Source organism: Advenella incenata (assembly GCF_004217095.1).
GTDB classification, from domain to species: Bacteria; Pseudomonadota; Gammaproteobacteria; order Burkholderiales; family Burkholderiaceae_B; genus Advenella; species Advenella incenata.
In genome coordinates, this window is record NZ_SHKO01000005.1 from 190,462 (window position 1) to 213,965 (window position 23,504).

The 23,504-nt window shown below is 56.7% G+C and carries 23 protein-coding genes; 7 read left to right on the forward strand and 16 right to left on the reverse strand.

The features are described from left to right. The first annotated feature begins 65 nt into the window (after positions 1–65). From EV681_RS21385 to EV681_RS21395, 3 genes are all read left to right on the forward strand, one after another. Complete coding sequence (locus EV681_RS21385; protein ID WP_165393168.1) at positions 66–419, forward strand: cyclophilin-like fold protein; 354 nt, start codon at positions 66–68, stop codon at positions 417–419. Positions 420–564: 145 nt separating this feature from the next. Further along, positions 565–1,788 carry an MFS transporter gene (locus tag EV681_RS21390; RefSeq protein WP_423191229.1) on the forward strand — a complete coding sequence of 408 codons (1,224 nt, stop codon included), beginning with the start codon at positions 565–567 and terminating at the stop codon, positions 1,786–1,788. Positions 1,789–1,815: 27 nt separating this feature from the next. After that, the gene (locus EV681_RS21395) at positions 1,816–2,865 is read left to right on the forward strand and encodes an NAD(P)-dependent alcohol dehydrogenase (RefSeq protein ID WP_130305185.1); all 1,050 of its coding nucleotides are present in this window, start codon (positions 1,816–1,818) and stop codon (positions 2,863–2,865) included. Positions 2,866–3,220: 355 nt separating this feature from the next. On the opposite strand, the gene EV681_RS21400 is transcribed toward EV681_RS21395, so the two are convergent. The 6 genes from EV681_RS21400 to EV681_RS21425 all read right to left on the reverse strand — a co-directional run bounded on the left by EV681_RS21400 (position 3,221) and on the right by EV681_RS21425 (position 11,214). Next, positions 3,221–5,467: a xanthine dehydrogenase family protein molybdopterin-binding subunit gene (locus tag EV681_RS21400; RefSeq protein ID WP_130305186.1), complete on the reverse strand. Its 2,247-nt coding sequence runs from the start codon at positions 5,465–5,467 to the stop codon at positions 3,221–3,223. Positions 5,468–5,479: 12 nt separating this feature from the next. Further along, a complete protein-coding gene (locus EV681_RS21405) occupies positions 5,480–5,953 on the reverse strand; it encodes a (2Fe-2S)-binding protein (protein WP_128396530.1) in 474 nt (157 codons plus the stop codon). A 500-nt stretch (positions 5,954–6,453) separates the two neighbouring features. Next, positions 6,454–7,344, reverse strand: coding sequence for an AraC family transcriptional regulator (locus EV681_RS21410; protein ID WP_128396531.1), 891 nt, complete (start codon positions 7,342–7,344; stop codon positions 6,454–6,456). A gap of 275 nt (positions 7,345–7,619) precedes the next feature. After that, positions 7,620–9,305 carry a dihydroxy-acid dehydratase gene (gene ilvD / locus EV681_RS21415; protein ID WP_130305187.1) on the reverse strand — a complete coding sequence of 562 codons (1,686 nt, stop codon included), beginning with the start codon at positions 9,303–9,305 and terminating at the stop codon, positions 7,620–7,622. A gap of 585 nt (positions 9,306–9,890) precedes the next feature. Beyond that, positions 9,891–10,121 (reverse strand): hypothetical protein, encoded by a 231-nt coding sequence (locus EV681_RS21420; RefSeq protein ID WP_014751851.1) that lies wholly within the window; start codon positions 10,119–10,121, stop codon positions 9,891–9,893. 229 nt (positions 10,122–10,350) lie between these two features. Next, a complete protein-coding gene (locus EV681_RS21425) occupies positions 10,351–11,214 on the reverse strand; it encodes an NAD(P)H-dependent oxidoreductase (protein WP_128396533.1) in 864 nt (287 codons plus the stop codon). A gap of 89 nt (positions 11,215–11,303) precedes the next feature. Here EV681_RS21425 and EV681_RS21430 point away from each other — a divergent pair, with 89 nt between their 5' ends. The 3 genes from EV681_RS21430 to EV681_RS21440 all read left to right on the forward strand — a co-directional run bounded on the left by EV681_RS21430 (position 11,304) and on the right by EV681_RS21440 (position 14,132). Next, the gene (locus EV681_RS21430; RefSeq protein WP_130305188.1) at positions 11,304–12,200 is read left to right on the forward strand and encodes a LysR family transcriptional regulator; all 897 of its coding nucleotides are present in this window, start codon (positions 11,304–11,306) and stop codon (positions 12,198–12,200) included. Between the two features lie 112 nt (positions 12,201–12,312). Beyond that, positions 12,313–12,648 (forward strand): DMT family transporter, encoded by a 336-nt coding sequence (locus EV681_RS21435; protein WP_128396535.1) that lies wholly within the window; start codon positions 12,313–12,315, stop codon positions 12,646–12,648. Positions 12,649–12,938: 290 nt separating this feature from the next. After that, entirely contained in the window at positions 12,939–14,132 is a 1,194-nt protein-coding gene (locus EV681_RS21440; protein WP_165393169.1) for an MFS transporter, read from the forward strand. Positions 14,133–14,303: 171 nt separating this feature from the next. Here the strand turns inward: EV681_RS21440 and EV681_RS21445 are convergent, their stop codons facing one another. Genes EV681_RS21445 through EV681_RS21475 form a run of 7 tightly spaced genes read right to left on the reverse strand, consistent with a single transcriptional unit; the run spans position 14,304 to position 18,727 of the window. Continuing rightward, positions 14,304–14,945: a DUF1109 domain-containing protein gene (locus EV681_RS21445; RefSeq protein WP_130305190.1), complete on the reverse strand. Its 642-nt coding sequence runs from the start codon at positions 14,943–14,945 to the stop codon at positions 14,304–14,306. After that, positions 14,942–15,532, reverse strand: a complete 591-nt coding sequence (locus EV681_RS21450; RefSeq protein WP_128396538.1) for a sigma-70 family RNA polymerase sigma factor — start codon at positions 15,530–15,532, stop codon at positions 14,942–14,944. The genes EV681_RS21445 and EV681_RS21450 overlap by 4 nt, the downstream gene beginning before the upstream one ends. Next, positions 15,526–16,170, reverse strand: a complete 645-nt coding sequence (locus tag EV681_RS21455; RefSeq protein WP_130305191.1) for a DUF1109 domain-containing protein — start codon at positions 16,168–16,170, stop codon at positions 15,526–15,528. The genes EV681_RS21450 and EV681_RS21455 overlap by 7 nt, the downstream gene beginning before the upstream one ends. A 13-nt stretch (positions 16,171–16,183) precedes the next feature. Beyond that, the gene (locus EV681_RS21460; protein WP_242612359.1) at positions 16,184–16,654 is read right to left on the reverse strand and encodes a DoxX family protein; all 471 of its coding nucleotides are present in this window, start codon (positions 16,652–16,654) and stop codon (positions 16,184–16,186) included. A gap of 41 nt (positions 16,655–16,695) precedes the next feature. Next, entirely contained in the window at positions 16,696–17,475 is a 780-nt protein-coding gene (locus tag EV681_RS21465) for an HvfC/BufC N-terminal domain-containing protein (RefSeq protein ID WP_130305250.1), read from the reverse strand. After that, complete coding sequence (gene bufB / locus EV681_RS21470) at positions 17,450–18,391, reverse strand: MNIO family bufferin maturase (RefSeq protein ID WP_130305193.1); 942 nt, start codon at positions 18,389–18,391, stop codon at positions 17,450–17,452. The genes EV681_RS21465 and bufB overlap by 26 nt, the downstream gene beginning before the upstream one ends. Positions 18,392–18,415: 24 nt before the next feature. After that, positions 18,416–18,727, reverse strand: a complete 312-nt coding sequence (locus tag EV681_RS21475; protein ID WP_128396541.1) for a BufA1 family periplasmic bufferin-type metallophore — start codon at positions 18,725–18,727, stop codon at positions 18,416–18,418. 746 nt (positions 18,728–19,473) lie between these two features. On the opposite strand from EV681_RS21475, the gene EV681_RS21485 reads away from it, so the two are divergent. Next, a complete protein-coding gene (locus EV681_RS21485) occupies positions 19,474–19,878 on the forward strand; it encodes a hypothetical protein (protein ID WP_128396542.1) in 405 nt (134 codons plus the stop codon). 74 nt (positions 19,879–19,952) lie between these two features. Here the strand turns inward: EV681_RS21485 and EV681_RS21490 are convergent, their stop codons facing one another. The 3 genes from EV681_RS21490 to EV681_RS21500 all read right to left on the reverse strand — a co-directional run bounded on the left by EV681_RS21490 (position 19,953) and on the right by EV681_RS21500 (position 23,477). Beyond that, entirely contained in the window at positions 19,953–21,269 is a 1,317-nt protein-coding gene (locus EV681_RS21490; protein WP_130305194.1) for a PQQ-dependent sugar dehydrogenase, read from the reverse strand. Further along, positions 21,262–21,702 (reverse strand): DUF2231 domain-containing protein, encoded by a 441-nt coding sequence (locus EV681_RS21495; RefSeq protein ID WP_128396544.1) that lies wholly within the window; start codon positions 21,700–21,702, stop codon positions 21,262–21,264. The genes EV681_RS21490 and EV681_RS21495 overlap by 8 nt, the downstream gene beginning before the upstream one ends. A 245-nt stretch (positions 21,703–21,947) precedes the next feature. Then, positions 21,948–23,477, reverse strand: coding sequence for an MFS transporter (locus tag EV681_RS21500; RefSeq protein ID WP_242612355.1), 1,530 nt, complete (start codon positions 23,475–23,477; stop codon positions 21,948–21,950). Positions 23,478–23,504: the final 27 nt, after the last annotated feature.

Below are 23,504 nucleotides of genomic sequence, written 5' to 3' on the forward strand. Positions count from 1 at the left end.
GTTCGGTTCACGCGGCAGTTGCGCCGGGCGCTGATATAACACCCTTAACCTCACAGGCGTCGCCCATGAAAATTCGCATCCACGTTGATGATCAGATCGTAACGGCGACGCTCTATGACAACGCCACTGCCAGAGACTTTGCTACTTTACTGCCACTATCGCTGACGCTGGAAGATTTCGCAGGGATCGAACGCGTTGCTGACCTGCCTCGCACATTGTCCACGCAAGATGCACCCGACAGCATGACACCCCAGGCCGGTGACATTGCGCATTATGCGCCCTGGGGCAATCTGGCCATTTTTGTGGGCAACGGGCCCTATTCAAAAAATCTGTTGCCACTAGGCAAGATAACCGAAGGCTTGTCTGTTTTAGCGCGACCGGCGCCATACAAAATACGCATCGAGCGTATTGAGAACTAATACCAGAAACGTTCTTCAATCCGTATCTATAAGCCGCCCGCAAGGCTGGCGGGTGTGCCGCAACTGTGCAGACAAACACCCTTAGGCAGGGGCGCAATGCGGCATCCTGAACCTGTTCAATTGAATAATCATCACCGAAGACACAATGACAACTGAAATATGCAACCTTCCCCGCGCCGACACGGACAGTGCACGCGCGGCAGACACACCTGCCACCCACTGGGGCGGCGTTTTCGCCATGACCCTGTGCGTCTTCGCGCTGATCGCTTCTGAATTCATGCCCGTCAGCCTTTTGTCGCCCATCGCTGCCGATCTGCATGTTTCCGAGGGGATGGCCGGACAAGGCATTGCCATATCAGGCGCCTTCGCCGTCATCACAAGCCTTCTGATCTCGTCGCTGGCCGGCGCCATGAACAGAAAAACACTGTTGCTCGTATTAACGGGGCTGATGGCCGTATCCGGCGCCATCGTCGCGATGGCACCAAACTACGCCATTTATATGGCAGGGCGAGCGCTCATTGGTATCGTCGTCGGCGGTTTCTGGTCTATGTCAGCGGCAACTGCCATGCGACTGGTTCCGGCTTCCCAAGTGCCGCGCGCATTGGCCATCTTCAATAGCGGCAATGCGCTAGCCACGGTGGTGGCCGCCCCACTGGGGAGCTATCTGGGTGCAACCATCGGCTGGCGCGGCGCTTTCTTTTGCCTGGTGCCCGTGGCCCTGATTGCATTTGCCTGGCAATGGGTCAGCCTGCCTTCCATGCCGGCAAAACTGCGCAGCACGGGTTCCCGAAGTATCATCACGTTGTTTCGCAACCGGGTTGTCAAGCTTGGCATGTTGGGGGTCGGTTTCTTTTTTATGGGGCAGTTTGCGCTGTTCACCTATGTACGACCATTTCTGGAGAGTATCACACAGGTTCAAGCACCGGTAATCACGCTCGTGCTACTGGTGATGGGAGTGGCAGGATTTGTCGGCACCATGCTGATCGGTGTGGTGCTAAAACGGGGAGTTTATCTGACCCTCATTGTCATTCCCGTACTGATGGCCGCCACCGCCCTTGCCTTGATTGCCTTCGGTAGCGGGGTCGTTGCCACATTTGCCTTGCTCGGATTCTGGGGTTTCATTTCGACCGCAGCGCCTGTGGGCTGGTGGTCCTGGGTATCCCGGACACTACCGCAGAACGCCGAGGCGGGAGGCGGATTGATGGTGGCAATGATTCAGTTGTCCATCGCACTAGGCTCCACCGTAGGTGGCTTGCTATTGGACCACAGCGGCTACCAAAGCACCTTTATCGCAAGCGCTGCCCTTCTGTTGATCGCGGCCTTGCTGATTTTCCAGACGTCACGCTCGGACACCATGCAAAACGTCTAAACCTCATCTACTTGAAGGACGAATACTATGACAGTCAAAGCTTATGGCGCCCATGCGGGTGACCAGCCTCTCGAATCCATGGACATTGCCCGCCGAGTGCCGGGTGCACATGACGTGCAGATCGACATCGCCTATTGTGGCGTGTGCCACTCGGATATTCACCAGGTGCGCTCTGAATGGGCCGGTACGCTTTATCCTTGCGTGCCAGGACACGAGATTGTCGGTCGCGTGTCCGCAGCAGGCGCTCATGTCTCCAAGTTCAAGGTCGGAGACCTGGTTGGCGTCGGCTGCATCGTAGACAGTTGCCAGCACTGCGACGATTGTGCCGATGGGCTGGAGAATTACTGCGACAATATGGTCGGCACCTACAACTTCCCGACTGCCGATGCTCCCGGCCACACCTTGGGCGGCTATTCACAACAGATCGTGGTGCATGAGCGCTACGTGCTGCGTGTCCGCCATCCCGAAACGCAACTGGCCGCTGTCGCGCCGCTGCTGTGTGCCGGCATCACCACTTATTCACCGCTGCGCCACTGGAATGCAGGTCCAGGCAAGAAAGTGGGCGTGGTCGGTATCGGTGGGCTGGGCCATATGGGTATCAAACTTGCGCATGCGATGGGCGCGCACGTGGTGGCCTTTACTACGTCTGAGTCCAAACGCCAAGACGCCAAGGCCCTGGGTGCGGACCAAGTCGTGGTATCGCGCGATGCCAATCAAATGCAAGCTCATATCAACAGCTTTGATCTGATCCTCAACACCGTAGCGGCTCCGCATAATCTTGATGATTTTCTCACCTTGTTGAAACGGGATGGGGTGTTAACACTGGTCGGGGCGCCGGCTTCGCCACATCCCTCGCCCGAGGTGTTCAATCTGATCTCCAAGCGCCGCTCGTTGGCCGGTTCCATGATCGGAGGTATTCCCGAGACGCAGGAGATGCTGGATTTTTGCGCCGAACATGGAATCGTCGCAGACATTGAACTTATAGGAGCGGATCAGATCAACGACGCGTACGAGCGTATGCTCAAGAGCGATGTCAAGTATCGCTTCGTGATCGACAACGCCACGCTGGCCGGGTAATCCTGCCTCATTGGGTATCGATAAAAGAGAGATTCACACGACAAGTAACCTGCATCATCGCAATAAACTTGCGGTAGTCGCAGCCAACGCTCTTGCCTCTCCTCTTCGAGCGAAACGAATAGCCCCGGATGGCGATCTGCCGTCCGGGGCTGTTATGTGTACCAAACGCATCCCTGCCGATCTCGCCGTTTTACGTGTTCTGCACATGAGCCTTCTGCGCAAAAAAAACCGACATCAGGACGTATCCATCATTTTTTTGAATGACAAGCGTTGGCCTGGCGGCCATTGGCTTACTCATTTAATGTAGCCAATGGCGTTTTCGCCAACCGCAAGGAACTGATCTAGTTGCCTGCGCTTATCCCAGCTTGAAAGGAAGATTGCGCAATGGTTTTCCGGTAATGCTGGCAATGGCATTCGCAAAAGCAGGTGCCAAAGGCGGCAGGCCCGGCTCTCCCATACCGGTAGGCGGTTCGGCACTAGGCACAATATGCACGGCGATTTCAGGCGCGTCGGTAATGCGCGGTACGCTGAAGTCGCCAAAATTGTTCTGCTGCACCTGGCCATCCTTCAATGTGATCGCACCACCCGGCAGACACATCGACAGGCCCATGATGGCCGCGCCCTGCACCTGCGCTTCCACGCTAAGCGGGTTGACGGCAAGATTGCAATGCACGCCAACGGTCGCTCGGTGCAGCACGGGTTTTCCATCCTGAACCGAGGCTTCGACCACGTACGCGACCACTGAGCTGAAGGATTCATGTACCGCTACGCCCCAGGCATGCCCCTCGGGCAAGGTAGTCTTGCCATAGCCGCTACGCTCTACCGCCAATTGCAGGGCAGCCTTGTGGCGCGGGCTTTTGTCGCCAAATAGCCCCATGCGGTAAGCCACCGGGTCCTGCTTGGTCGCTCGCGCAATCTCGTCGATCAGCGTTTCCATAACAAAGGCCGTGTGCGTGGAGCCGACACTGCGCCACCATAATACGGGAACATTTACTTTCGGGTGATGCACCGTCAGTTGCATCGGCACTGGGTACGGGTCGCGCATCCCTTCGGTGGCGGTAGCATCAATGCCGTTTTTGATCATCGACTCCATTGGGGTGCCTGCGACGATGGATTGCCCCACCAGCACGTGCTCCCAGGCCAGCACCTTGCCCTTTTCATCAAAGCCAATACGCGCGCGGTGCAGATGCACGGGTCGGTAGTAGCCACCCTTGATGTCGTCCTCACGGCTCCATAGCGTGCGGATCGGGGCGTTCAGGCCAGCCGTTTTTGCGGCCTTGGTCACCTCGCAAGCGAGCACGACAAAGTCGCTGGTGCCTACGCCACGTCGGCCAAATCCGCCGCCGGCAGTTTGCACGTTCACCTGAATCTGCTCGGGCTTGAGGCCCAGCACACGGGCCGCCGCCGCTCCATCGAAGCCGGGCATTTGCGTGCCAACCCACAATTGTGCGCCATTCTCTGTCACCTGGACGGTACAGTTCAATGGCTCCATGGGAGCGTGAGCCAGATACGGGAAGAAAAATTCCGCATCCAACTTGTGGGGCGCCGAGGCCAGCGGCGACATATCTGCTTCATACAGACGAGGACCGGGCTTGTCTGCCAGCTCCCGGTACTGAGCCAGTTGCTTTTCACTGTCTACTTTCTCTACGCTGGCCGTATCCCACTGCAGCTTGAGCGCATCGCGCCCCTGCTTGGCTTGCCAGTAGCCATCCGCAATCACCGTTACGCCCTGTCCACCGCCATCGACAGGGACCCGCAACACGGCCTTGACGCCTTTGACGGCACGCGCGGCAGCGTCATCCATGGACGCGAGCTTGCCGCCGAATACCGGCGGATGCGCCACCACCGCAGTGAGTTGTCCCGGCAGATTCATATCGATACCGAAATCCTGCTGCCCGCTGCTTTTGGCTTTGGCATCGATGCGTGTCGTAGCCTGGCCAATGATGCGAAACGCTTTCGGGTCCTTGAGCTGCACCTTCTCGGGCACCGGAAGCGCCATGGCGGCCTCAGCCAACTCACCATAAGTTGCCTTTTGGCCCTCGGGGCCCAGTACGGTGCCCGCTTGCGTGTGCACACTGGCGACATCCACTTTCCAGCGCTGGGCCGCGGCGGACATCAGCATGGCCCGCGCACGGGCGCCAAGTTCGCGGTACTGGGTATAGCTGTGCTTGATTGACGTTGATCCACCGGTCAAGTGCATGCCAAACAGCGGATCCTGGTATGCAATATCGTTGCTGCCGTTGCGGCTGCGCACAAGGCTCCAATCAGCATCCAGCTCCTCTGCCAGAATCATCGGCAGGCCCGTTTGCACACCCTGGCCAAATTCCAGGCGATTGATCGTCACCGTCACCTCGCCACTGGGGGCGATGTGCACGAATGCGGATGGCTGCTGGCCAGGCTTGAGCGCTGGCGCTGCAGCCGCAGCCCCTTTGGCGTCTTGCGCCATGAGTACGTGAGGAAATGCGCCTATTGCCAGGCCGCCTGCACCCACCATCTTCAGAAAACTGCGACGGGCGAGAGGAGGACGGCTGGCTGCCTGCCCTTGCTCAAGAATGTGTTGCAGTGCGCGGGGCAATTCACTATAAAAAGTATTGTTCGACATGCAGGACTCCGTTCAGGCAAGGGTTTGGGCAGCATCGGCAATGGCAGCGCGAATGCGTGTATAGGTGCCGCAGCGGCAGATATTGCCGGCCATAGCTGCGTCAATTTCATCGACAGTAGGCTGGCTGCCCTTTGGTCTGCTTTTGAGAAAAGCGGTCGCGCTCATAATCTGGCCACTTTGGCAATAGCCGCATTGCGCCACATCATGCTTGACCCACGCTGCATGTACAGCGGCGCCAACCGGGTCGCTGCCGTCAGTGATCGCTTCGATGGTTGTGATTTTTTTCCCCTGGACGGCCGAGATGGGCGTGACACAGGAACGGATGGCCTGGCCGTCCAGATGCACGGTACAGGCGCCGCACAGCGCCGCGCCGCAGCCGAATTTCGTTCCGGTCATATCCAGCGCATCGCGCAACGCCCAAAGAACCGGCGTACCAGGATCGACATCAACTGTATGGTCACTGCCATTGATATTGAGGATACTCATGATGAGATAGCTCTCCGTAATTAAACTGCATCAGGAATTCGCAACGACTTGCATCGAAGGAGGAAGAATTGAGAAGGGAATACAACAGGATTGGGCACATCGCTGATCCTCACGTGCCGAACAGACCATCGGTGCCCGGCCGCCTTTGCTCCAGGATCGGCGTAACAAGCGATGCGTCAGGCGTTGGCTCGCACCTGGATCCAGTGCCAGAACAGGCAAACTGCCTATGATGTCAGGCCATTATAAGTTCGGAAGAACCCGGCAAATTGCCCAATTCTCCGTAATGTTTGCCTAATTCGCTGAACCGGCCAGGCATCGTTGAGTTCGCAGCCCCTTGGGTTGCCCTGCAAAGGCATGGCGGGGTGTCGTCGATAATGCCCTTATTGCCTTTATTGCCCGAAATTGAATGCAGACATTTGACAATCGCATATGACATACAACCCGGGCCTCGTCTGCAATGACAATTGCCATAGAATTCACCCGAGCCGGATGCAGCCGCCTTACTGTGAAGACTGGCTTGTGCTTACTCTCATACGCCTGACGTCGCGCTGGGGCGGCGCGCCAAAAAGGCGACTGTATTCGCGATTAAATTGCGATGCGCTTTCATACCCGACCAGTCCACCGACATGGCCGGCATCCAGATTCTGGTTGAGCATCAATTGCCGGGCTTGCTGCAGGCGCAATTGCTTTTGAAATTGCAACGGGCTCATGCCGGTAATGGCGCGAAAATGGTGTCGGAATGTCGACGAACTCATTCCCGCACGGGCCGCCAGCTCATCGGCATTCATCGGTTGCGTGTAATTCTGTTTGAGCCAGGCCACGGCCTTGGCGATTTTCTGGCTGGGCGAGCCGGCCGCCACCAAATGCAGCAACTGCGGGCCATGCGGGCCGGTCAGCAGCCGGATCGTGATTTCCTGTTGAATTAAAGGCGCCAGGCGCGGCGCCAGCGCAGGCTCGTTCAGCAGGTTGACCATGCGGATCAGGGCATCGGCCAGCGCATTATCCAGCTTTTGTACCGTCACGGGTTGGCACGCAGTGTCCTTGGCCGGCCGAAGCAATTGCATTTCAGCTGCAATTTGCACAATTGAATGCGCATCCAGCGCCAGCATCAAACCAAGATAGGGCTCTCGCGAGCTGGCCTGAGTTACGCGTGACAGCACCGGCAGATCGATGGTCGCCAGCAGGCACTGGCTGGGCCCATACTCAACCACCCTGTCTACAAGCGTGACCTGCTTGGCGCCTTGCGCGACCACACCCAGGCCAAAGCCATAGATGCAATGCAGCGGCTCAGTAGGCGAATGGCGGCGATGGAACGTGAGCGATGGAATAGGCGTGATGTGATCCCCATCCGTGGGGGCAAAGGCATTGATCGCATGTGCCAGGGCACTCATGGTGTGACCTCTGAAATTGTTGATGTTTTGGAAGTGTACACGAGGAAAATGTGTCCTCACGAATGCTCAATATACACCCGTCCACTGCTCAAGCATGGGGCATGCATGGATCCTGGCACAAGACCGAGCCTTGGCTACAGGTGGGTTGGCGACAAATGCTTTGCTAAAGAAGCTTTGCCGCTGCCCGACCACATTGGCCGCGCCCGTCCCAACAGCACCACATCGCCACGCCAAACCAGCCAGGGTCGCAAGCCCTGGCTACACTCAGTGCCTGCTCAGAACTTGTCCAGCACCGCGCCCGTGCTTGCAGGCGACGCATTGAACGCAAACTTGGCCTGAACGCCGCGCAGGTAACGGGGTTTGGGCGCTGTCCACTTTGCCCGCCGAGCATCAATATCTGTCTCGGGTACATTCAACTGTAATAACAGTTGGTGCGCATCGATCGTGATGGCGTCGCCTTCCTGAACCAGGGCAATAGTCCCGCCAACGGCAGCTTCCGGCGTCACGTGGCCCACCACCATTCCCCAGGTCCCGCCCGAGAATCGGCCGTCGGTGATCAGGCCGACCGAATCGCCCAGGCCCGCACCAATCAATGCCCCCGTGGGAGCCAGCATTTCCGGCATACCCGGGCCGCCCTTGGGGCCAAGGTAACGCAGCACCATCACGTCGCCTGCCTTGATCTTGCCATCCAGAATGGCTTGCAGTGCAGATTGTTCATCATCGAACACGCGCGCCGGGCCAGTAATGACCGGGTTCTTCAGGCCGGTTATTTTGGCCACTGCACCATCAGGCGACAGATTACCTTTGAGGATGGCCAGATGTCCCTGCTTGTACAAAGCCTGCTCGATGGTCTTGATCACCTGTTGGTCTGCTGCGGGCGTATCCGGCACGTTTTCAAGCGTCTGAGCAATCGTCTGACCGGTAATCGTGATGCAGTCGCCGTTGATCAGCCCTGCATTGAGCAGAATCTTCATGACTTGCTGCACCCCACCCGCCTTGTGAAAATCCACTGCCAGGAAGTGCCCGCTGGGCTTCAGATCGCAAATGACGGGGACCCGCTGACGCACGCGCTCGAAGTCGTCAATGGTCCAGTCAACATCGGCGGCATGGGCAATGGCCAGCATATGCAGTACGGCATTGGTAGACCCGCCGGTCGCCATGATGACGCTGACCGCATTTTCGATCGACTGGCGGGTGACGATATCGCGCGGCTTCAGATCCTGCTCAATCGCCTTGAGCAGCACCCGGGCCGATTCGCTGGCGGAATTGGTTTTTTCATCGTGCACATTGGCCATGGTCGACGAATATGGCAGACTCATGCCCATGGCTTCGAACGCGGAGCTCATGGTATTGGCGGTATACATGCCGCCGCAAGATCCCGGGCCCGGAATGGCATGCAACTCAATCTGCCGCAGTTGCTCGTCGCTCATGCGGCCCGCTGCGTTCTCGCCTACGGCCTCGAAAACGCTGACAATATTCAAATCTTTATTGTTCAGGCGCCCTGGCAAAATCGTGCCGCCGTACACATAAATGGAAGGCACGTTGGCCCGCAGCATGCCCATCATGCCGCCGGGCATGTTCTTGTCGCAGCCACCAATAACCACTACACCGTCCATCCACTGGCCTTGCACGCAAGTTTCCACGCAGTCGGCAATGACTTCGCGCGAAACCAGCGAATATTTCATTCCTTCGGTCCCCATGGCCATGCCATCGGAAATGGTGGGCGTGCCAAATACCTGAGCATTGCCCCCCGAGGACTCGATGGCCTCAATCGCCGCATCGGCCAGTTTCTGCAAGCCGCTGTTACAGGGTGTGATGGTGCTATAACCATTGGCTACGCCAACCATGGGCTTGACGAAGTCTTCTTCCTTGTATCCCAGAGCGTAATACATGGAGCGGTTTGGCGCACGCGCCGGGCCTTGTGTGATGTTTGCTGAGCGCAGACGTTTGGGCGAGTTCATAGCCTTCCTTGAATCGGACGAAGTGGACAGGGACCGGCATAACCGGTGCAAATCAGTAGCGTGGGGTCAAGTTTACATCCTTACCGGCTTCGCGTGGCCCCAGCGCATCAGTCCGCCGAGCGTCAGGCAGCAATTACGATTGAAATTTTTGAATTCTCGTCAAAGAGATGCTGTAAAAACCATGGGAATAGTCAAAAAGGGGAAATGACAAACCAGAAAACACGCCAAACAGCGATGCGGTCTGCAACAGGCCGGCAGCAATGGCATCTGGCACAATCGCACGCAAATAGCTAAAAGTAAGGAACAACGAGTGCAACGCCCTTTTGCCGGAGCCGATTGCCCGGTGTTGGCTGATGATTATTTTGCTTTGAACGATGAGTATTGGTCGATTGCACTAACAGACCGAACCGAGAGACTGAACTGAGCACAGGGATGTCTCGAGAGCTCACGTGAGCCGGGCATTCGGAGGTCACGAGATATGGCACAGGGCGCCATATCTCGATCAAATATCATGCGCAATAACGCGTTGAGCACTAACGGATATTACTATCGTCAGACGCTGCGATTGGTCTTGCGCGAGACATTTCAGGGTTGTGCCGTGGGCGCGGGTGCGGTTGGCGTGGACTGAGTCGTTGGCGCTGGCGCAGTTTGCATAGAATCAGTTGTTGGCGAACCGGATGTCATGGGCGCTTGCGCACTGGTGTCCGCTGCGGTTGAAGCTCCGGAATCATAGCCGCTGCCTGCGCAGCCAGCCAGTGCGGCGACGCCGGAAAAAGTGGCAACCAGAAACAGCGAGCGAGTCAATCTTTTCGTCATATACCTTCCTTTGAAGATGGGTTTACAAGTCTAGCGCCTTCATTCTTCGCGCTTTCAAAGGGAAGGTCATTACAGAGCATCATTAAATACGTGATTTTGTAATCGTAGAACGCCCCGGTTTTGGCCACTTTTATTTTCTACATGGATGATTCGCAACAAAAAAAACCAGCAAGACACCTGAATCCGGGTGTCTTACTCTTTAACGATTTAAGAGCGAATATGCGTAACATTAAGCGTCTAGCGCGTTTTGCTCGGCGGGCAAAAGATCATGTTGATCAATCACTGCCCGTTGTTGCGGCAAGGCCTTTTCATCCGGAGGTGAAACGTGAACAGCGAAACCGGCTTGTCCCTGGGCCAGCTCTGGGCGCAGCGTCAATTGCGGGATATGATAGTCTCCGGCGTTCTGCTTGCGAAACGCAATGGGCGCTGTTGTCCAAAGCGTATCCAGCCGCTGTCCGAGTTCATTGCACACCTTGGCAAACGCCCCGGTATCGATCTTGCCCGTGCGGTAGATCACATGCGGCGGCAGCACGTCAAAGCCTGGATAAAACAGGATACCGTGCTGGATGGGAAACAGGATGTCATTGATCGGCCCGTTAATGCCGCGCGGCTCGTAGTGCGATGCCCAACCACCCGCCGTTACCACCAGCATGGCGCGTTTGCCGGCCAGCAGCCCTTCTCCGAAGCGGTCCCCCCAATGCGTGTCCGAGTGCTCCCCCACTCCGTAGGCAAAACCGTAGGCATAGACGCGGTCGACCCAGCCCTTGAGAATCGCCGGCATGGAATACCACCAAAGCGGAAATTGCAGAATAACCGTATCGGCCCACAGCAACTTGTTTTGCTCCTGTTCGATGTCGAGGCTCTGCGTACCGTTCACGAACGCCTGCTGGGAATCTAAAGAAGGATCAAAGCGCGCGCCCGGTGTCGGTGAGCGATTATCCTGGGGATCCAATGCGCTCTTCCACTGCATTGCATACAGATCCGAAACCTTAACCGTATGACCAGCATGCTCCAGCCGCTGGACAATGAAATTTTTTATTGACCCGTTCAGCGAACGGGGCTCGGGGTGCGCATAAACGACAAGCACATTCATGATGCAGTCCTTTCTGGTAAATGAATACGCTTACGATACGTTTTTATGCAGTATATTAGAAATGAATTTTTAAAATTTCAGGTATTTCCATGGACAATTGCTTGCGGCGTCTGGATCTTAATCTACTGGTTACGCTGGACGCCCTGCTGGCCGAACATAATGTCACGCGGGCAGCCGAGCGCCTGCACCTGGCCCAGCCCACCGTCAGCCTGCAGCTGGCCCGATTGCGGGAAGCCTTTGGCGACCCGTTATTACTACCCGGGCCACGGGGTATGCGACCCACCGCCCGCGCCGACGAACTGCGACAGCCGCTAAGACAGGCGCTCGAAGCCTTGACGCAGGCGGTGACGCCGTCCGGCCCGTTTGACCCGGCCCAGAGCCACCAAACCTGGCGTGTTGCAGCGTCAGACTATGGCGAAACCAGTATTTTGCTTCCGGCGCTGGCAGGGTTGCGATCAGCGGCGCCCAATGCGCGCATGGCGATTCTGGCACTCAATCCTCAGGCGCTGGCCAGCCAGGCAGAACAGGCGCACATTGATCTGGCGTTTCACATCAGCTCGGAAGCACCGTTGCAACTGCGACGCCGTTCATTGTTTAATGAAAGCTATGTACTGGCAGCGCGCACTGGCCATCCAGCACTACAACGCACACTCACCGTAACGCAGTTCTGTAAGCTGGACCATGTGATTGTGTCACCTGACAATGGCGGCTTTCATGGCGTGACCGATACGGCCCTGGCAGCGAAAGGCCTGACACGACGCGTTGCGCTGTCGGTGCCGCATTTTTTGTTTCTTGAGGCAGTCCTGGCCAACACCGATCTGGTGGCAATGGTCCCATCGCGGCTGATCAAGCACAACACGGCGCTGCAGGTTGTTGCGCCTCCGTTGGAGATACCGGGCTTTGAAATGCTCATGCTCTGGCACGACCGCGTCCATCGCGACCCTTCTCATCAATGGTTGCGCGAACATATCGTCCGTTTTTTGTAACCCGCGCACAGCCAGGTAGGGATTGGCCCGGGCCTGGCACAGATCGCAGCAATGCTATTTGCTGTCATTGTGAAACTATATAATTTGCAGACCCACTTTTCCCTGAGGATTTATGTTCAATATCTATCTTATTCTTGCCATCTCGATCTGTGCCGAGACCCTTGCCACCACGATGATGAAAGCATCTCACGGATTCACCCAATTAGGCCCGAGCATAGTTGTCGTTATCGGCTACGCTATTTCCTTCTATGGCCTGTCGCAGGTCGTAAAAACCATGAACATCGGCATAGCCTATGCAATCTGGGGCGGCATGGGCATCTTTCTTGTTTCGATTATGTCGTTCCTGTTTTACAAGCAGCGGCTTGATCTGCCGGCAATTGTGGGCATGCTGTTTATTGCACTTGGCATTGTGATCATTCAGCTTTTTTCCAAGTCTGTCACACATTAATATTTGGTGGACAGGCTGGTTCGAACGCTCGTGTGGCAAGCGGCCATGTGCCGTGCCTGACTTAAGGTAGTCCAGGCATAGGTTTTGGTTTTGGAAGCCGGCGTGAGCGGAGCCAAGCTGTTTACGCATTCTGACCGCCCAATATCGCCCTGTCTGCATTGCCTGGAATCCTATGTCGTTTGTGATGGCATGCAGAACGCCGATGGATGCCAGGCCAATACTGATTCATTTGCAATCACGGTTATGTCTACCCCTTCGCTATAATACCGGGTCATGCATGGAGCAACGACTTGATAGAAACCGATAAAAACGTAAAGCTACTCCAAATCCCAGGGGTTGCCTCGCTGCTGCTGGTCGTGGGACTTGGGATCGGCAGTTTCAGCCTCCTGCTGCCACTGTCCCCAGACTGGGCAATCAGGGGCGGCGCCAGCGAAGCCGCTGCAGGCAGCGTGACGGCCATCCTGATGGCCTTCACCATCCTGACCCAACTGTCCGTCAACCGCGCGCTCAAGCGATTCGGCTGGGGCCCGGTGTTGGCCACTGGGTTACTATCACTGGGCGCCCCCGCCATATTGCAAGCGACATCTTCTGAGCTGCCTGTCATTCTGCTTTCAAGCGCGGTGCGCGGCATCGGCTTTGGCATATTGACCGTAGGAGGCGCAACCGCTATCGCACTGCTTGTGCCTGCGGCACGTCGTGGCGCAGCCGTTGGCATCTATGGCCTGGCGGTGGCGGGGCCACAACTTGTACTTGTCTCATCGGCGCCTATACTTGAACAGCATTTGGGCAAACTCGTAGTTACGCTGTTCGCTACCCTGCCCGTACTGGGCCTGTACTGGACGCATTCCCTTGGCCGTCTGCTTAATGAACACACCAGCCCGCAAAATTCGTCCGCCGCACACGCGATCACGCACGGCAAATCCACCCTCCGGGTCATCTCCCCTGTCTTGTTATCGCTCGTGATTGTGACCAGTAGCGGCGGCGCCATCCTGACGTTCGCCAGCCAGATTACCGCTGATGCAGCCTCGGCCACGATTGCGCTGCTCTGCCTGACCGGCTTTGCAACTCCTACCCGCTGGGCCTTTGGCTCGTTAAGTGATCGCTACCCTGCCCGGTACCTGATCTTCGGACTGGCTTTGGCGTGCTGCCTGGGCATGGCTGTGCTTGGCGCGTCGGTACTGGAATCAAGCGCGGCCTGGGACCTGGCCTTGCTTTATCTTGGCAGTACCCTGCTGGGCGTTTCCTACGGAGGCATGCAAAGCGCAACCCTGGTATGCGCCTACCGGCTCGCCGGCAACAGCCGCTTGGCCCAGGTCTCTGTTTTGTGGAACGTCACCTTCGATTTGGGAACTGGGCTCGGCGCAATGTTAACCGGCATTATTGCAGCAACGACAGGATTTGCGGCTGCATTTGGCTTTCTGAGCATCGCAGCGGTGCTCAGTGCAATCCTTATCCTGACAAGCCTTCAGTCATTGAAGGCGTAATTACAGTAGCATCGCGCAAAGAACCACCGCCGTGAGACCGAGGCCAGGGCGACACCTGAACACAGCTGACTGAACGCAGTGTAAGCCCACTGTCGTTTGTGAGACGATCAACCATGGTGAGATCCCCCTGTACCCTAACCACCACGGCGCTTTGGCAAAATACCGTGCCATTTACCAGCGCAGCAGCCTGGGAGCAAGCAGCGCGCCAATAACAGTCGGAATCAGCATGCCGGCGATGTACCAGACAGCCCAGAAAGCCACTTCCATTTCCGGGCAATGCAGACAATAGATCAGCGTTGCCACGGCACCCGATAGCAGCCCGGCGGCAGCGCCTGCAGTACGCAAGCGGGTGGGCGCCATGCCTTTCATGGCCCAGAAGGTGGCAATAAAGCCAGGGACGGCCAGGTAGGCAATGTTAAATGGGCAACTGCGCCAGGAGACGCCCAGCACCATCGTCAGACGTTCCGAGGCCGGTGCAAACCCCAGCGTCAGCACAGCGGCGACCACCACGGCAACAACGGGTATCGCCATGGCCGTCCAGCGTCGGCCAACGAGTGCGCCCGGCCGTGCAAGACGCGCCATCACCAGGAATGCGCCCACGGCCATCACAGCCGGAAATGCCAGCTTGGCCCAGAACAGCGGTGTACCCAGCATGACCGGCAGGTCCGGCCTGACGCCAAACCCGGTCAACAGCAGCACAACGGCGCCGACAGCGCTAATCACCAGCGCCCAGCTGTAGCGGCGAGCCACCATGGTTTGGTCCGCGGGTTGCGCGTTATTGGTTAACAGTGCGACCAGATCGTCTGTTTTCATGTTGTACCTCGTATTATGGCGGCCAGTGCTTTCAGGCCCCTGTGAATTCCGACTTTAACGGCCGATTCGGACAGGCCGGTCAATTGCGCAGTCTCTGCCACGGTCAGGCCCTTTAGCTTGACATGCACAATAGGCAGGCGATAGCGATCCGGCAATTGGGACAGCAGCTTGTCCACGTCGCGTCGCGCTTGCGCCGCCTCCTGATCGGACTCTGCAAAGAGTTCCTGCTGTTGGCTGTCCAGCGGCTCATTCCATGCCTCGTAGCGATAGCGCCCGCGCAGATAGTCGGCCATTTTGTAGCGGGCGATGGCATACGTCCAGGCAGTCAGTGGCTGATCGGGCAAATAAGTATGGCGAGCATTGTGCACCGCGATCAAAATTTCCTGCACGATATCTTCAATTTCGTCAGGGATATCGCTCAATCGCCTGCGCAGAAAAGCGCGCAGATTCCCTCCCAGGGCTTGCAGAAAAGCGTGATAGCACTGCGTATCCCCGTCGAGCCCGGCCAGAAACAACGCCTTGAGCTGGCGTTCGGTTTCCTGCGCTTTCGTGCTTTGGGCTGCACTTTGCACGCCGGGCCTCACCATCTTATGCAGATCGGGCCGAGTGCAGCGCCGATAGTAGTTGTCATAAACATGGCCGCGATCTGCAAAGCGCTCCAGTATGGCACAGGCATGTCCGGGCAATACAATGCATAGATGAGTACGCCCTGCGCACCGGCCAGCAAGCCCGCGGCAGCGCCGGACAGTGCAAGGCGGGTCGGCGCAAGCCCTTTCATGGCATGGATCATGGCAATAAAGGAGGGTAAGGAAAGTAACATAGTATTGCCTATTGTGGTGCTCCACAAGCTTGTGCTGGAAACCAGCTTCAACCGGAATTCCGGCGGTGCCGTCAGAATGAACAGAATCGTCCCCAGCATCATTGTGACGATGGGCAACATCGTCATCAGCCACGCCCAGGCCACTGCCATTCCTGGCCGCACCAGGCGCTCGACCAGTTTGACAGCGGCGGCGATGACGGCCAGGGGAAACGCCAGCCGCAGCCAGAACCCAGACGTCAGCATCTGTTCCGGCATATCACTGCTGACGCCGAACACCCCGACCAGCACGACGGAGCCTGCGGTCAGCCCCTGCAGTTGCGCCCGGCTCAAGCGCTTGCCTACCGCATTTGCCTGTACCGGCGAAAGGTTCTGCACCAGCACAGCGATCAGATCGTGGGTTCTCATGTTCGCAGCATGCTCATCGAGACCGGGGATTGCGGTCACCCAGCCAATAATCGATGGCAACCCGCCCAGGCCCCCAGGCCGCAATGGCCAGGGCGATTGCCACCCAGGTCAGATGAACGGGCCAGCCTTCCGGCACAGTTAACTGAATTACGATTGTCATCAATACAATACCCAGCGCGGCCAATCGGGTGCCAAGGCCCAGGATCAGCAATGCTGGCAACAGAACTTCGCCACACGCGGCCAGAAATGCAATTGATGCCGGCGCAGGAAACGGATACGGCCCGCCGGGCAGATGCAATCGGAACTCATCGGTGAAAAGATAAACGGCCGTCTCGTTCAGTTGCAAGAACCCTTGCCACTTAAGCAGCCCAGACTTCAGAAACGGCACGGCAATGGCCAGGCGCAGCAGCAGCTGAACCAGCCATGGTTGCGCGAGCCATTGCACCGGCCTGACGGCCCTGGCGAACAAACCTGCACGCCGCATCGGCAAAGTAACAGGCTCATGTTGATGCTCTGACATTGCGATCAAATCTCCATTTCAATGGTGGTGAACACGCCGGTGGTGATCATTTGGGCCAGGCTGGCCTGCAGATCAAAGTCACGAGCGTGTTCGAATGCGGTGTCTGCGGCCATGCCCAGCGGCATGCCTTCGAGCAATGCCAGGAGAAATACAGCCCCGCCGGCGGGCAGGCGCGAGACCATGACCTCCTGTTCGGGGCGCGTGATCAGCGCATCTTCGGCCGCGCCCGATCTCAATGGAGACACCGGTCCATCGCGCTTGTTCATCACAAAAATCGCTACCGCCGGGTACATCGAACGCACAACCCGGGTGGCCGGATGCGCGCAAAAGCGTAACTGCGCCAGTGCATTGGGGGGCACCGCGGCCAGTTCCTGCGCGGTCAGCACCGGCCTGTCGGCCGCGTGATAAGCATCAAGCCAGGCGCGTTCGATGCGTGCCGTATCGGCCAGCCAGGGCATGTCCTGGGCATACTCATAGGCTTCGATAAAGGCAGGAAAATCGCGTCCGTACTCGAATAACAACGGTGACCCTGGCGGCGTAGCCCGCACATAAAAGCGCGCCATCGCCCGGAAAAACTCAGCACCGGTAATGCGCTGCACTGCAGGGTAGATGGCCGCCAGTGAGTCAATCAAACTCACCGTCACATTGTTGCGATAAACGTTGTAGCGCTTCTGCACGCCCTTGCCTGCCCCTGCCGTGATCGTTTCAGGGACGGGATAGTCGGGCCTTAACAAGCCGGGGCTGAACGCTTGTGCATATTCATACACCATGGCCGGCCCCGTCATGCCGCTCACGCGATTCGAGCGCCGTCGGCGTAGCGCATTCCATCAGGAAATCCCGGACCCGCAGCCCTTGCGCTTTCAGCACAGGCCAGGCCGGCAACTTGCTGTCCCACTCGATCAGCGTGGGAATGGGTCCTGTCCTGGCAATCACATTCGCATACAGGTCCCATACCGCAGGGCTCACTTCACCGTCATGGCTATCAATAAGCAGTGGCTGCCCTTCATCATCCTCCTGCACGCTATGGCCGGCCAAATGGATTTGCCCCACCCGATCTAGCGGAAAATCAGCAAGATACGCCTGTGCACTAAAGCCGTGGTTGGTCGCAGAAACATAGACGTTGTTGATATCCAGCAGAAGACCACAACCGGTGCGGCGTGCAACCTCGTGCAAAAAACGGGTCTCGCTCATGTCTGAGCAGGCGAACCGAATGTACGTCGCCGGGTTCTCGATCAATAGCTGACGGTTAATCGCACTCTGGACCTGATCGACGTGCGCGCATACCGTTTGCAACGTTTGCGTTGTGTAAGGCAAAGGCAGCAGATCGTTGTAGAACGTATTGCCATAAGAGGACCAGGCCAGATGCTCTGACACCAATGCCGGCTCACAGCGCCGAACGAGGTCGGCAAACCGGCGCAGATGCACAGGGTCAAGTGCTTGCGGGCCACCAATCGACATGCAAACGCCATGAATGGACAGTGGATAATCCCGGCCTATGGCCGCTAATGCCCGCTGCGGTGGTCCGCCCGCTCCCATATAGTTTTCCGCATGAACTTCGAAGAACGCATCGACCAGGCCATCGTCCTGTATCGCGCCAAGATGTTCATGCTTGAAACTGACACCTGCCAGCAAGCGCGCCGCGCCAGCAAAAAGGGAATGGCGGTGCGCGCCGTCCGGCGTGACTATAGGGGAGTGGTACACGTTCACCCTCTCTGCCCGCTAAAATCAGGCCTTGCCGGGCATCGTCGAACCGTGGCCACCGCCTGGGATTTGGATGCTACTGCAGGTACCTGCCTGAACAAACTTCCAGGCGTTACCCTGAAAATCCTTGGTAGAGGTGCCCTGGCAGGTGGTGCCAGGACCGGCGGCGCAGTCGTTCTGGCCCTTCAGGGCAACACCGTAGCATTTTTCCTTTTTTGCAGAGACCGCTGCATCGGCTTCAGCCTTGCTCAGCGGCGCAGCATGGGCGGTGGAAGCAAGGATGCCGGCAACGGCGCTGGCAAGCAAGGTCGAAGTAACCGTAAATTTGGCGGACATGAATTTCTCCTGTGGTTGAAATAAGGTGCATCCTGAGCGGACACATTAGTTAGTTCGGCCGCGTTGATGATTCGGTTACACCGCAGGAAAAATATTTTTTTCTATGACTCGGATGCCCTCTCATCATGAGTGCCCGACAACCAAGCCCAAGATTACTGACTGGCGAAAGATCACAATTGAATAAAATGCAACAGCCAGTGCGATTGAACAAATTCGGTCAATTTGAGTAAACACCTCATAACACGGCGTAGAACAAGGTAGAATTCGGCTCCCAGAAAAACTCTGGTTTTACAACTGTTTCGTTAGTTCTCAATGCTGATTGTCTTCGCATCGTTGCTTAACCTGCTGACATCAGAAATTTAAAAACGGATCAGGCGCCAAGCGCCCTCTCATCATTACTTAGGATGCTCAAAATTACAAAAATACTTCAACTTCTTATTGTTGTCCTTGTCGGGGCCGTCGTTATGTTTGGCGGACGCTGGTACATGTACGTCGCCCATAGCGACAGCCCATATGACGAGGTCGGCATCGCGTTAAATGGCTATATGCCAGCACCGTTGCGCAGCTGGGGCTGTCGCAAAATGCAATCGAGATTTGCCGGCCAGTTGCCACCCTATGGATGTGGCGCACCTGATGGGCGCAGCTGGAAATAGTTTCAGTTCCAAAGAGAGCAAGCTTAGGCTTGCGCAGGCGTCATCGCAAATGAAAACAAGCGATGTCGCCCCAGCAAAGAAAGGAGAGCTATATTGAAAACATCCCCACTGCGCACGCTTTTGATTAGCTGCTATTTGGCAGCTTTTTTTACAAGTCCGCTTTATGCCCAAGACAGTGAGCAAGTCCTCACAAGTGTCATTGCCACACAAAAACAGCAACTACCCATCATGCTGGACCCGGCCACTCGGATAGACGACATCAGTTACGCGGATCACAACATCCTCTATGACATCACGCTCGCCGGCTATCAAGGGCAGCCAGGTGAAAAAGTGTATTACGAAAGCTATCTACGCCAGCAAATCGACAAGACCTTATGCAGCCAAACGGCCTATTTATTCCTGCTGGGGCTTGGCAACAAGATCACTTACCGGTACGTCAGCGCCGATGCCACACCGATTACTGAAATTACCTTGGCACCCGGCCACTGTAAAAGATAGATAGAGAGCAAAGGCCCGGGTACGCAAGGCGTAACCCGGGCCCATTGACCCTCACGAATCCCAAAGAACAAACCCTACTGGCCGGCTGCCGTAACGCGCCAGACAGTATTGCCCACGTCATCGGCAAAGAGCAGCGCCCCGTCCTTCGCCTGGGTCAGGCCCACCGGTGAACCAAAAAGGTTCTTCTGGTCTTCAGACAAAAAGCCCGAGACCACCGCCTCTGCCTTGCCTGCCGGCTTGCCATCACTGAACGGCACATAGCTGATCCGATAGCCGCTTAATGGCGAGCGGTTCCAGCTTCCATGTTCACTGATAAAGGCACCGCCCTGATATTTCTCCGGAAGACCCTGACCAGTGTAAAAATGCACGCCCAGCGGTGCGACATGCGAGCCCAGGGAATAGTCGGGCACGATCGCCTTACTGACCAGGTCGGGACGCTGAGCCTTGACTCTAGGATCAAGATGCTGGCCGAAGTAGCTATAGGGCCAGCCGTAAAAACCGCCTTCCTTGACTGAAGTGAGATAGTCCGGAACCAGGTCCGGCCCGATCTCGTCCCGTTCATTCACGATTGCCCAGAGTGTTCCGGATTGTGGCTCCAAGGCCAGTCCCGTGGGATTGCGCAGACCGGAAGCAAAAATCCTGCAGGCGCCGCTATTGACATCCACCTCTAGCACTGTTGCGCGGCGATACTCAATGGCCAGCCCATTCTCACCGATATTGCTGTTGGAGCCCACACCCACGTAAAGTTTTGATCCATCGGCGCTGGCAAGCAGCGCCTTTGTCCAATGGTGGTTGACGGTATCCGGCAAATCGGTAAACTCCGTGCCGGGATCCGTGAGGCGCGTCTGCCCCGGTTCATAGCGGTATTTCATGATATTTCCGGTATTGGCAACATACAAGTCATTACCGATTAGCTGAACGCCAAAGGGGGAATCCAGATTCTCCAGAAAAACATGTTTTTCCCATTCACCGGTTCCAGCAGTCTGTCGCAGCAAGGTGATTCGGTTTCCGCCTTTGCCCCCCTTACCGGATTGTCCCTTGACGATACCGCTAAAAAACTGTTTTGGGGTTGTAACAGGCGCTGTACCAGGCGAATTGGCTTCGACAACCAGGACATCGCCGTTGGGCAGCGTATAAAGTTGTCGGGGATGCAGCAGATCACTGGCGATTTTTTCAATTTCCAAACCGCTGGCAACAACGGGCTGCTTATCTGCTGACCAGCCTACACCGTCAGGCACTTGAATGGGCGGCGAGAAAAAATGTCGCGGCTCGGGCAGTGTAGGGTTGGCGCCGAGCTGTTCATCGGGCTTCATTGTCGCGTTATCATTACACCCGGCCAGAAAGAAGCCGGTCGCGAAAACAAGGGGCAGGCCCCATTTGACCTTAGACATTGTGCGTCCTCCCGATTGCGTAAAAGGTGGACGCAACGATCGCAGCCACGGCAAAGCAGGCGACCGTTACGACAGACAGGATCAGTCCTGAAGGCATGACGGCATACGCGTCCCTGCTATGGATAAAAGCGTTGATGATGGCAGCCACGATGCCGATGAAATTGAGGCCAAAATCAAGCTTTTCAGCGGGAAGAACAACCCTGCCTCGCGGGATCCACACATGCACCAGGTTGATCAGGCGCGGAATGATGGCAAAGAACAGGCCGATAGTAATGAGCCATGCTGCGCTTTTACTCCACATCATTTCGGCAGTCTGGAAATACACGACGTCAAAGATCAATGCCGCAACGAAAAATCCGAATGGAATGGGATTGAATAACTGATAAATGCCATTAGCCAATGACGACTGTCGCCGCTGTGTAGGGGCAGTCATAAACACCTCCTCTTTGCAGGTACGTGCCGCCAATGCTCCGGCGGCAAACAGAAACAGGAACTGACGCGACCACACTTCGTAATCACAGTTGTCATTCGAACACATTTGCCCGAGTTAATCAACAAAAGCGGTGTTGAATATATCTGGTTACCAAACCCAACCCGTGTCGCCATAGCAGCATCCACTGACATAGGTCTTTCGATTGAGGTTCAGTCGCGCATTCAGCCTTGATTCAGACATCTGCATCAACAACTTGCAGTTATATGCCGTAGCTTAATCGCCGCCAGCACAGCCAGGCAGGCAATGCTGACAGCGCTTACTGTAGCGGACACATTGAACCCCGCCATGAACGCCGTCTGCGCCTGTTCCAACAAGCCAGCGGGCAATTGGCGCGAGACAGCGATACTTCCGGCAAGACTATCTGACACCGCGTCCCGAATACCGCTGGACAGCATTTCAGGCACTTGATCGGCCATCCGGGTGCGATAGACGGTAGTCGTCATGCTGCCTAGTATGGCGATACCCACAGCCAGGCCAAGTTCCTGTACCGTTTCGGACATGGCCGAGGCCGAACCTGCCTTTTCAACCGGCGCAGCACCCACTACCATTTCTGTTCCCAGCGCGGCGATGGTGCCTAAACCCAGATAGACCAGCGAAAATGCCGCGGTGACCACAGCAACGCCGTGCGGCGAATGATCCAGTTGCGTCAGCATCAGATAACCAATGACCGACAAACCCAACGCCCCCGTAATCACATACCCCGGGCGAATCCGCCTTGCAAACAAGGGTGCGGCAATGCCTGCCGCCAGCATGGCAAGCGCTGGCGGCCCCATCCATAGCCCTGCCGACAACGGTGATAACCCCACCACTAATTGCAAGTACTGGGTAACCAGTAACATGGTCCCGCCGACACCGGTCAGACCGACAAGAAGCACGACCAAGGCGACATTGAATGCCTGGCTGGAGAACAAACCAAGGTCAACTAAGGGGCTGGCCAGTCGGCGCTGGCGACGGACAAAAAGCGCCGCGAACAATAGCCCACTGGCCATCGCTAACGTGGCAATGCTATCGATCCCGTCCTTGGACATGTGCTTGATGCCGTAAACAATGGGCAACAAGGCGAGCAAGGACAAAATCACGCTGAGTATGTCCAGACGCCCTTGTTGCGGAGAACTGTACTCAGGAAGGAGAAACGGAGCAGCAATGAACAACAGCCCAACAAACGGCAGTGCAACCAGAAAGGCGGCTCCCCACCCATAGTGCTCCAGCAACACGCCACCGACCACAGGTCCGGCCGCCATGCCCAGTGCAAACATGGTAGCCCACACGCCTATGGCCAGCGCGCGCTGCTGTGGATGAGTAAACATATTGCTGATGAGCGCCAGTGTTGAGGGCATCAGGGTCGCACCTGCAACGCCAAGCAATGCGCGCGCGACAATCAACATGGAAGCGCTCGTTGAGCAGGCAGCCATGACTGAAGCCGCGCCGAAGGCGGCTGCGCCCACCATAAGAAGCTTACGCCGTCCGATGCGATCGCCCAGCGTGCCCATTGAAACAAGAAGACCGGCAATCATGAAACCATAGGCATCGATAATCCAAAGTGCCTGTGTACTTGTCGGACGCAGGTCTATCGCCAGTGCCGGCAACACCAAATGCAATAGCGTCAGGTCAAGGCCGAGCAAGACGGTCGGCAGGGCCAGCAACGCGAGTCCGACCCACTCTCGAACACCAGCACGTCTTTCAGAAAAGGGGGATGAATCTTCAAATGCAATCACAAGTAGCTCCAGGTTTACCGCGTTTGT

Coding starts and splice junctions, on each gene's coding strand:
- EV681_RS21385 (WP_165393168.1), top strand. CDS start 66: ATGAAAATTCGCATCCACGTTGATGATCAGATCGTAACGGCGACGCTC.
- EV681_RS21390 (WP_423191229.1), top strand. CDS start 565: ATGACAACTGAAATATGCAACCTTCCCCGCGCCGACACGGACAGTGCA.
- EV681_RS21395 (WP_130305185.1), top strand. CDS start 1,816: ATGACAGTCAAAGCTTATGGCGCCCATGCGGGTGACCAGCCTCTCGAA.
- EV681_RS21400 (WP_130305186.1), bottom strand. CDS start 5,467: ATGTCGAACAATACTTTTTATAGTGAATTGCCCCGCGCACTGCAACAC.
- EV681_RS21405 (WP_128396530.1), bottom strand. CDS start 5,953: ATGAGTATCCTCAATATCAATGGCAGTGACCATACAGTTGATGTCGAT.
- EV681_RS21410 (WP_128396531.1), bottom strand. CDS start 7,344: ATGAGTGCCCTGGCACATGCGATCAATGCCTTTGCCCCCACGGATGGG.
- ilvD (WP_130305187.1), bottom strand. CDS start 9,305: ATGAACTCGCCCAAACGTCTGCGCTCAGCAAACATCACACAAGGCCCG.
- EV681_RS21420 (WP_014751851.1), bottom strand. CDS start 10,121: ATGACGAAAAGATTGACTCGCTCGCTGTTTCTGGTTGCCACTTTTTCC.
- EV681_RS21425 (WP_128396533.1), bottom strand. CDS start 11,214: ATGAATGTGCTTGTCGTTTATGCGCACCCCGAGCCCCGTTCGCTGAAC.
- EV681_RS21430 (WP_130305188.1), top strand. CDS start 11,304: ATGGACAATTGCTTGCGGCGTCTGGATCTTAATCTACTGGTTACGCTG.
- EV681_RS21435 (WP_128396535.1), top strand. CDS start 12,313: ATGTTCAATATCTATCTTATTCTTGCCATCTCGATCTGTGCCGAGACC.
- EV681_RS21445 (WP_130305190.1), bottom strand. CDS start 14,945: ATGAAAACAGACGATCTGGTCGCACTGTTAACCAATAACGCGCAACCC.
- EV681_RS21450 (WP_128396538.1), bottom strand. CDS start 15,532: ATGGTGAGGCCCGGCGTGCAAAGTGCAGCCCAAAGCACGAAAGCGCAG.
- EV681_RS21455 (WP_130305191.1), bottom strand. CDS start 16,170: ATGAGAACCCACGATCTGATCGCTGTGCTGGTGCAGAACCTTTCGCCG.
- EV681_RS21460 (WP_242612359.1), bottom strand. CDS start 16,654: ATGCGGCGTGCAGGTTTGTTCGCCAGGGCCGTCAGGCCGGTGCAATGG.
- EV681_RS21465 (WP_130305250.1), bottom strand. CDS start 17,475: ATGACGGGGCCGGCCATGGTGTATGAATATGCACAAGCGTTCAGCCCC.
- EV681_RS21475 (WP_128396541.1), bottom strand. CDS start 18,727: ATGTCCGCCAAATTTACGGTTACTTCGACCTTGCTTGCCAGCGCCGTT.
- EV681_RS21490 (WP_130305194.1), bottom strand. CDS start 21,269: ATGTCTAAGGTCAAATGGGGCCTGCCCCTTGTTTTCGCGACCGGCTTC.
- EV681_RS21495 (WP_128396544.1), bottom strand. CDS start 21,702: ATGACTGCCCCTACACAGCGGCGACAGTCGTCATTGGCTAATGGCATT.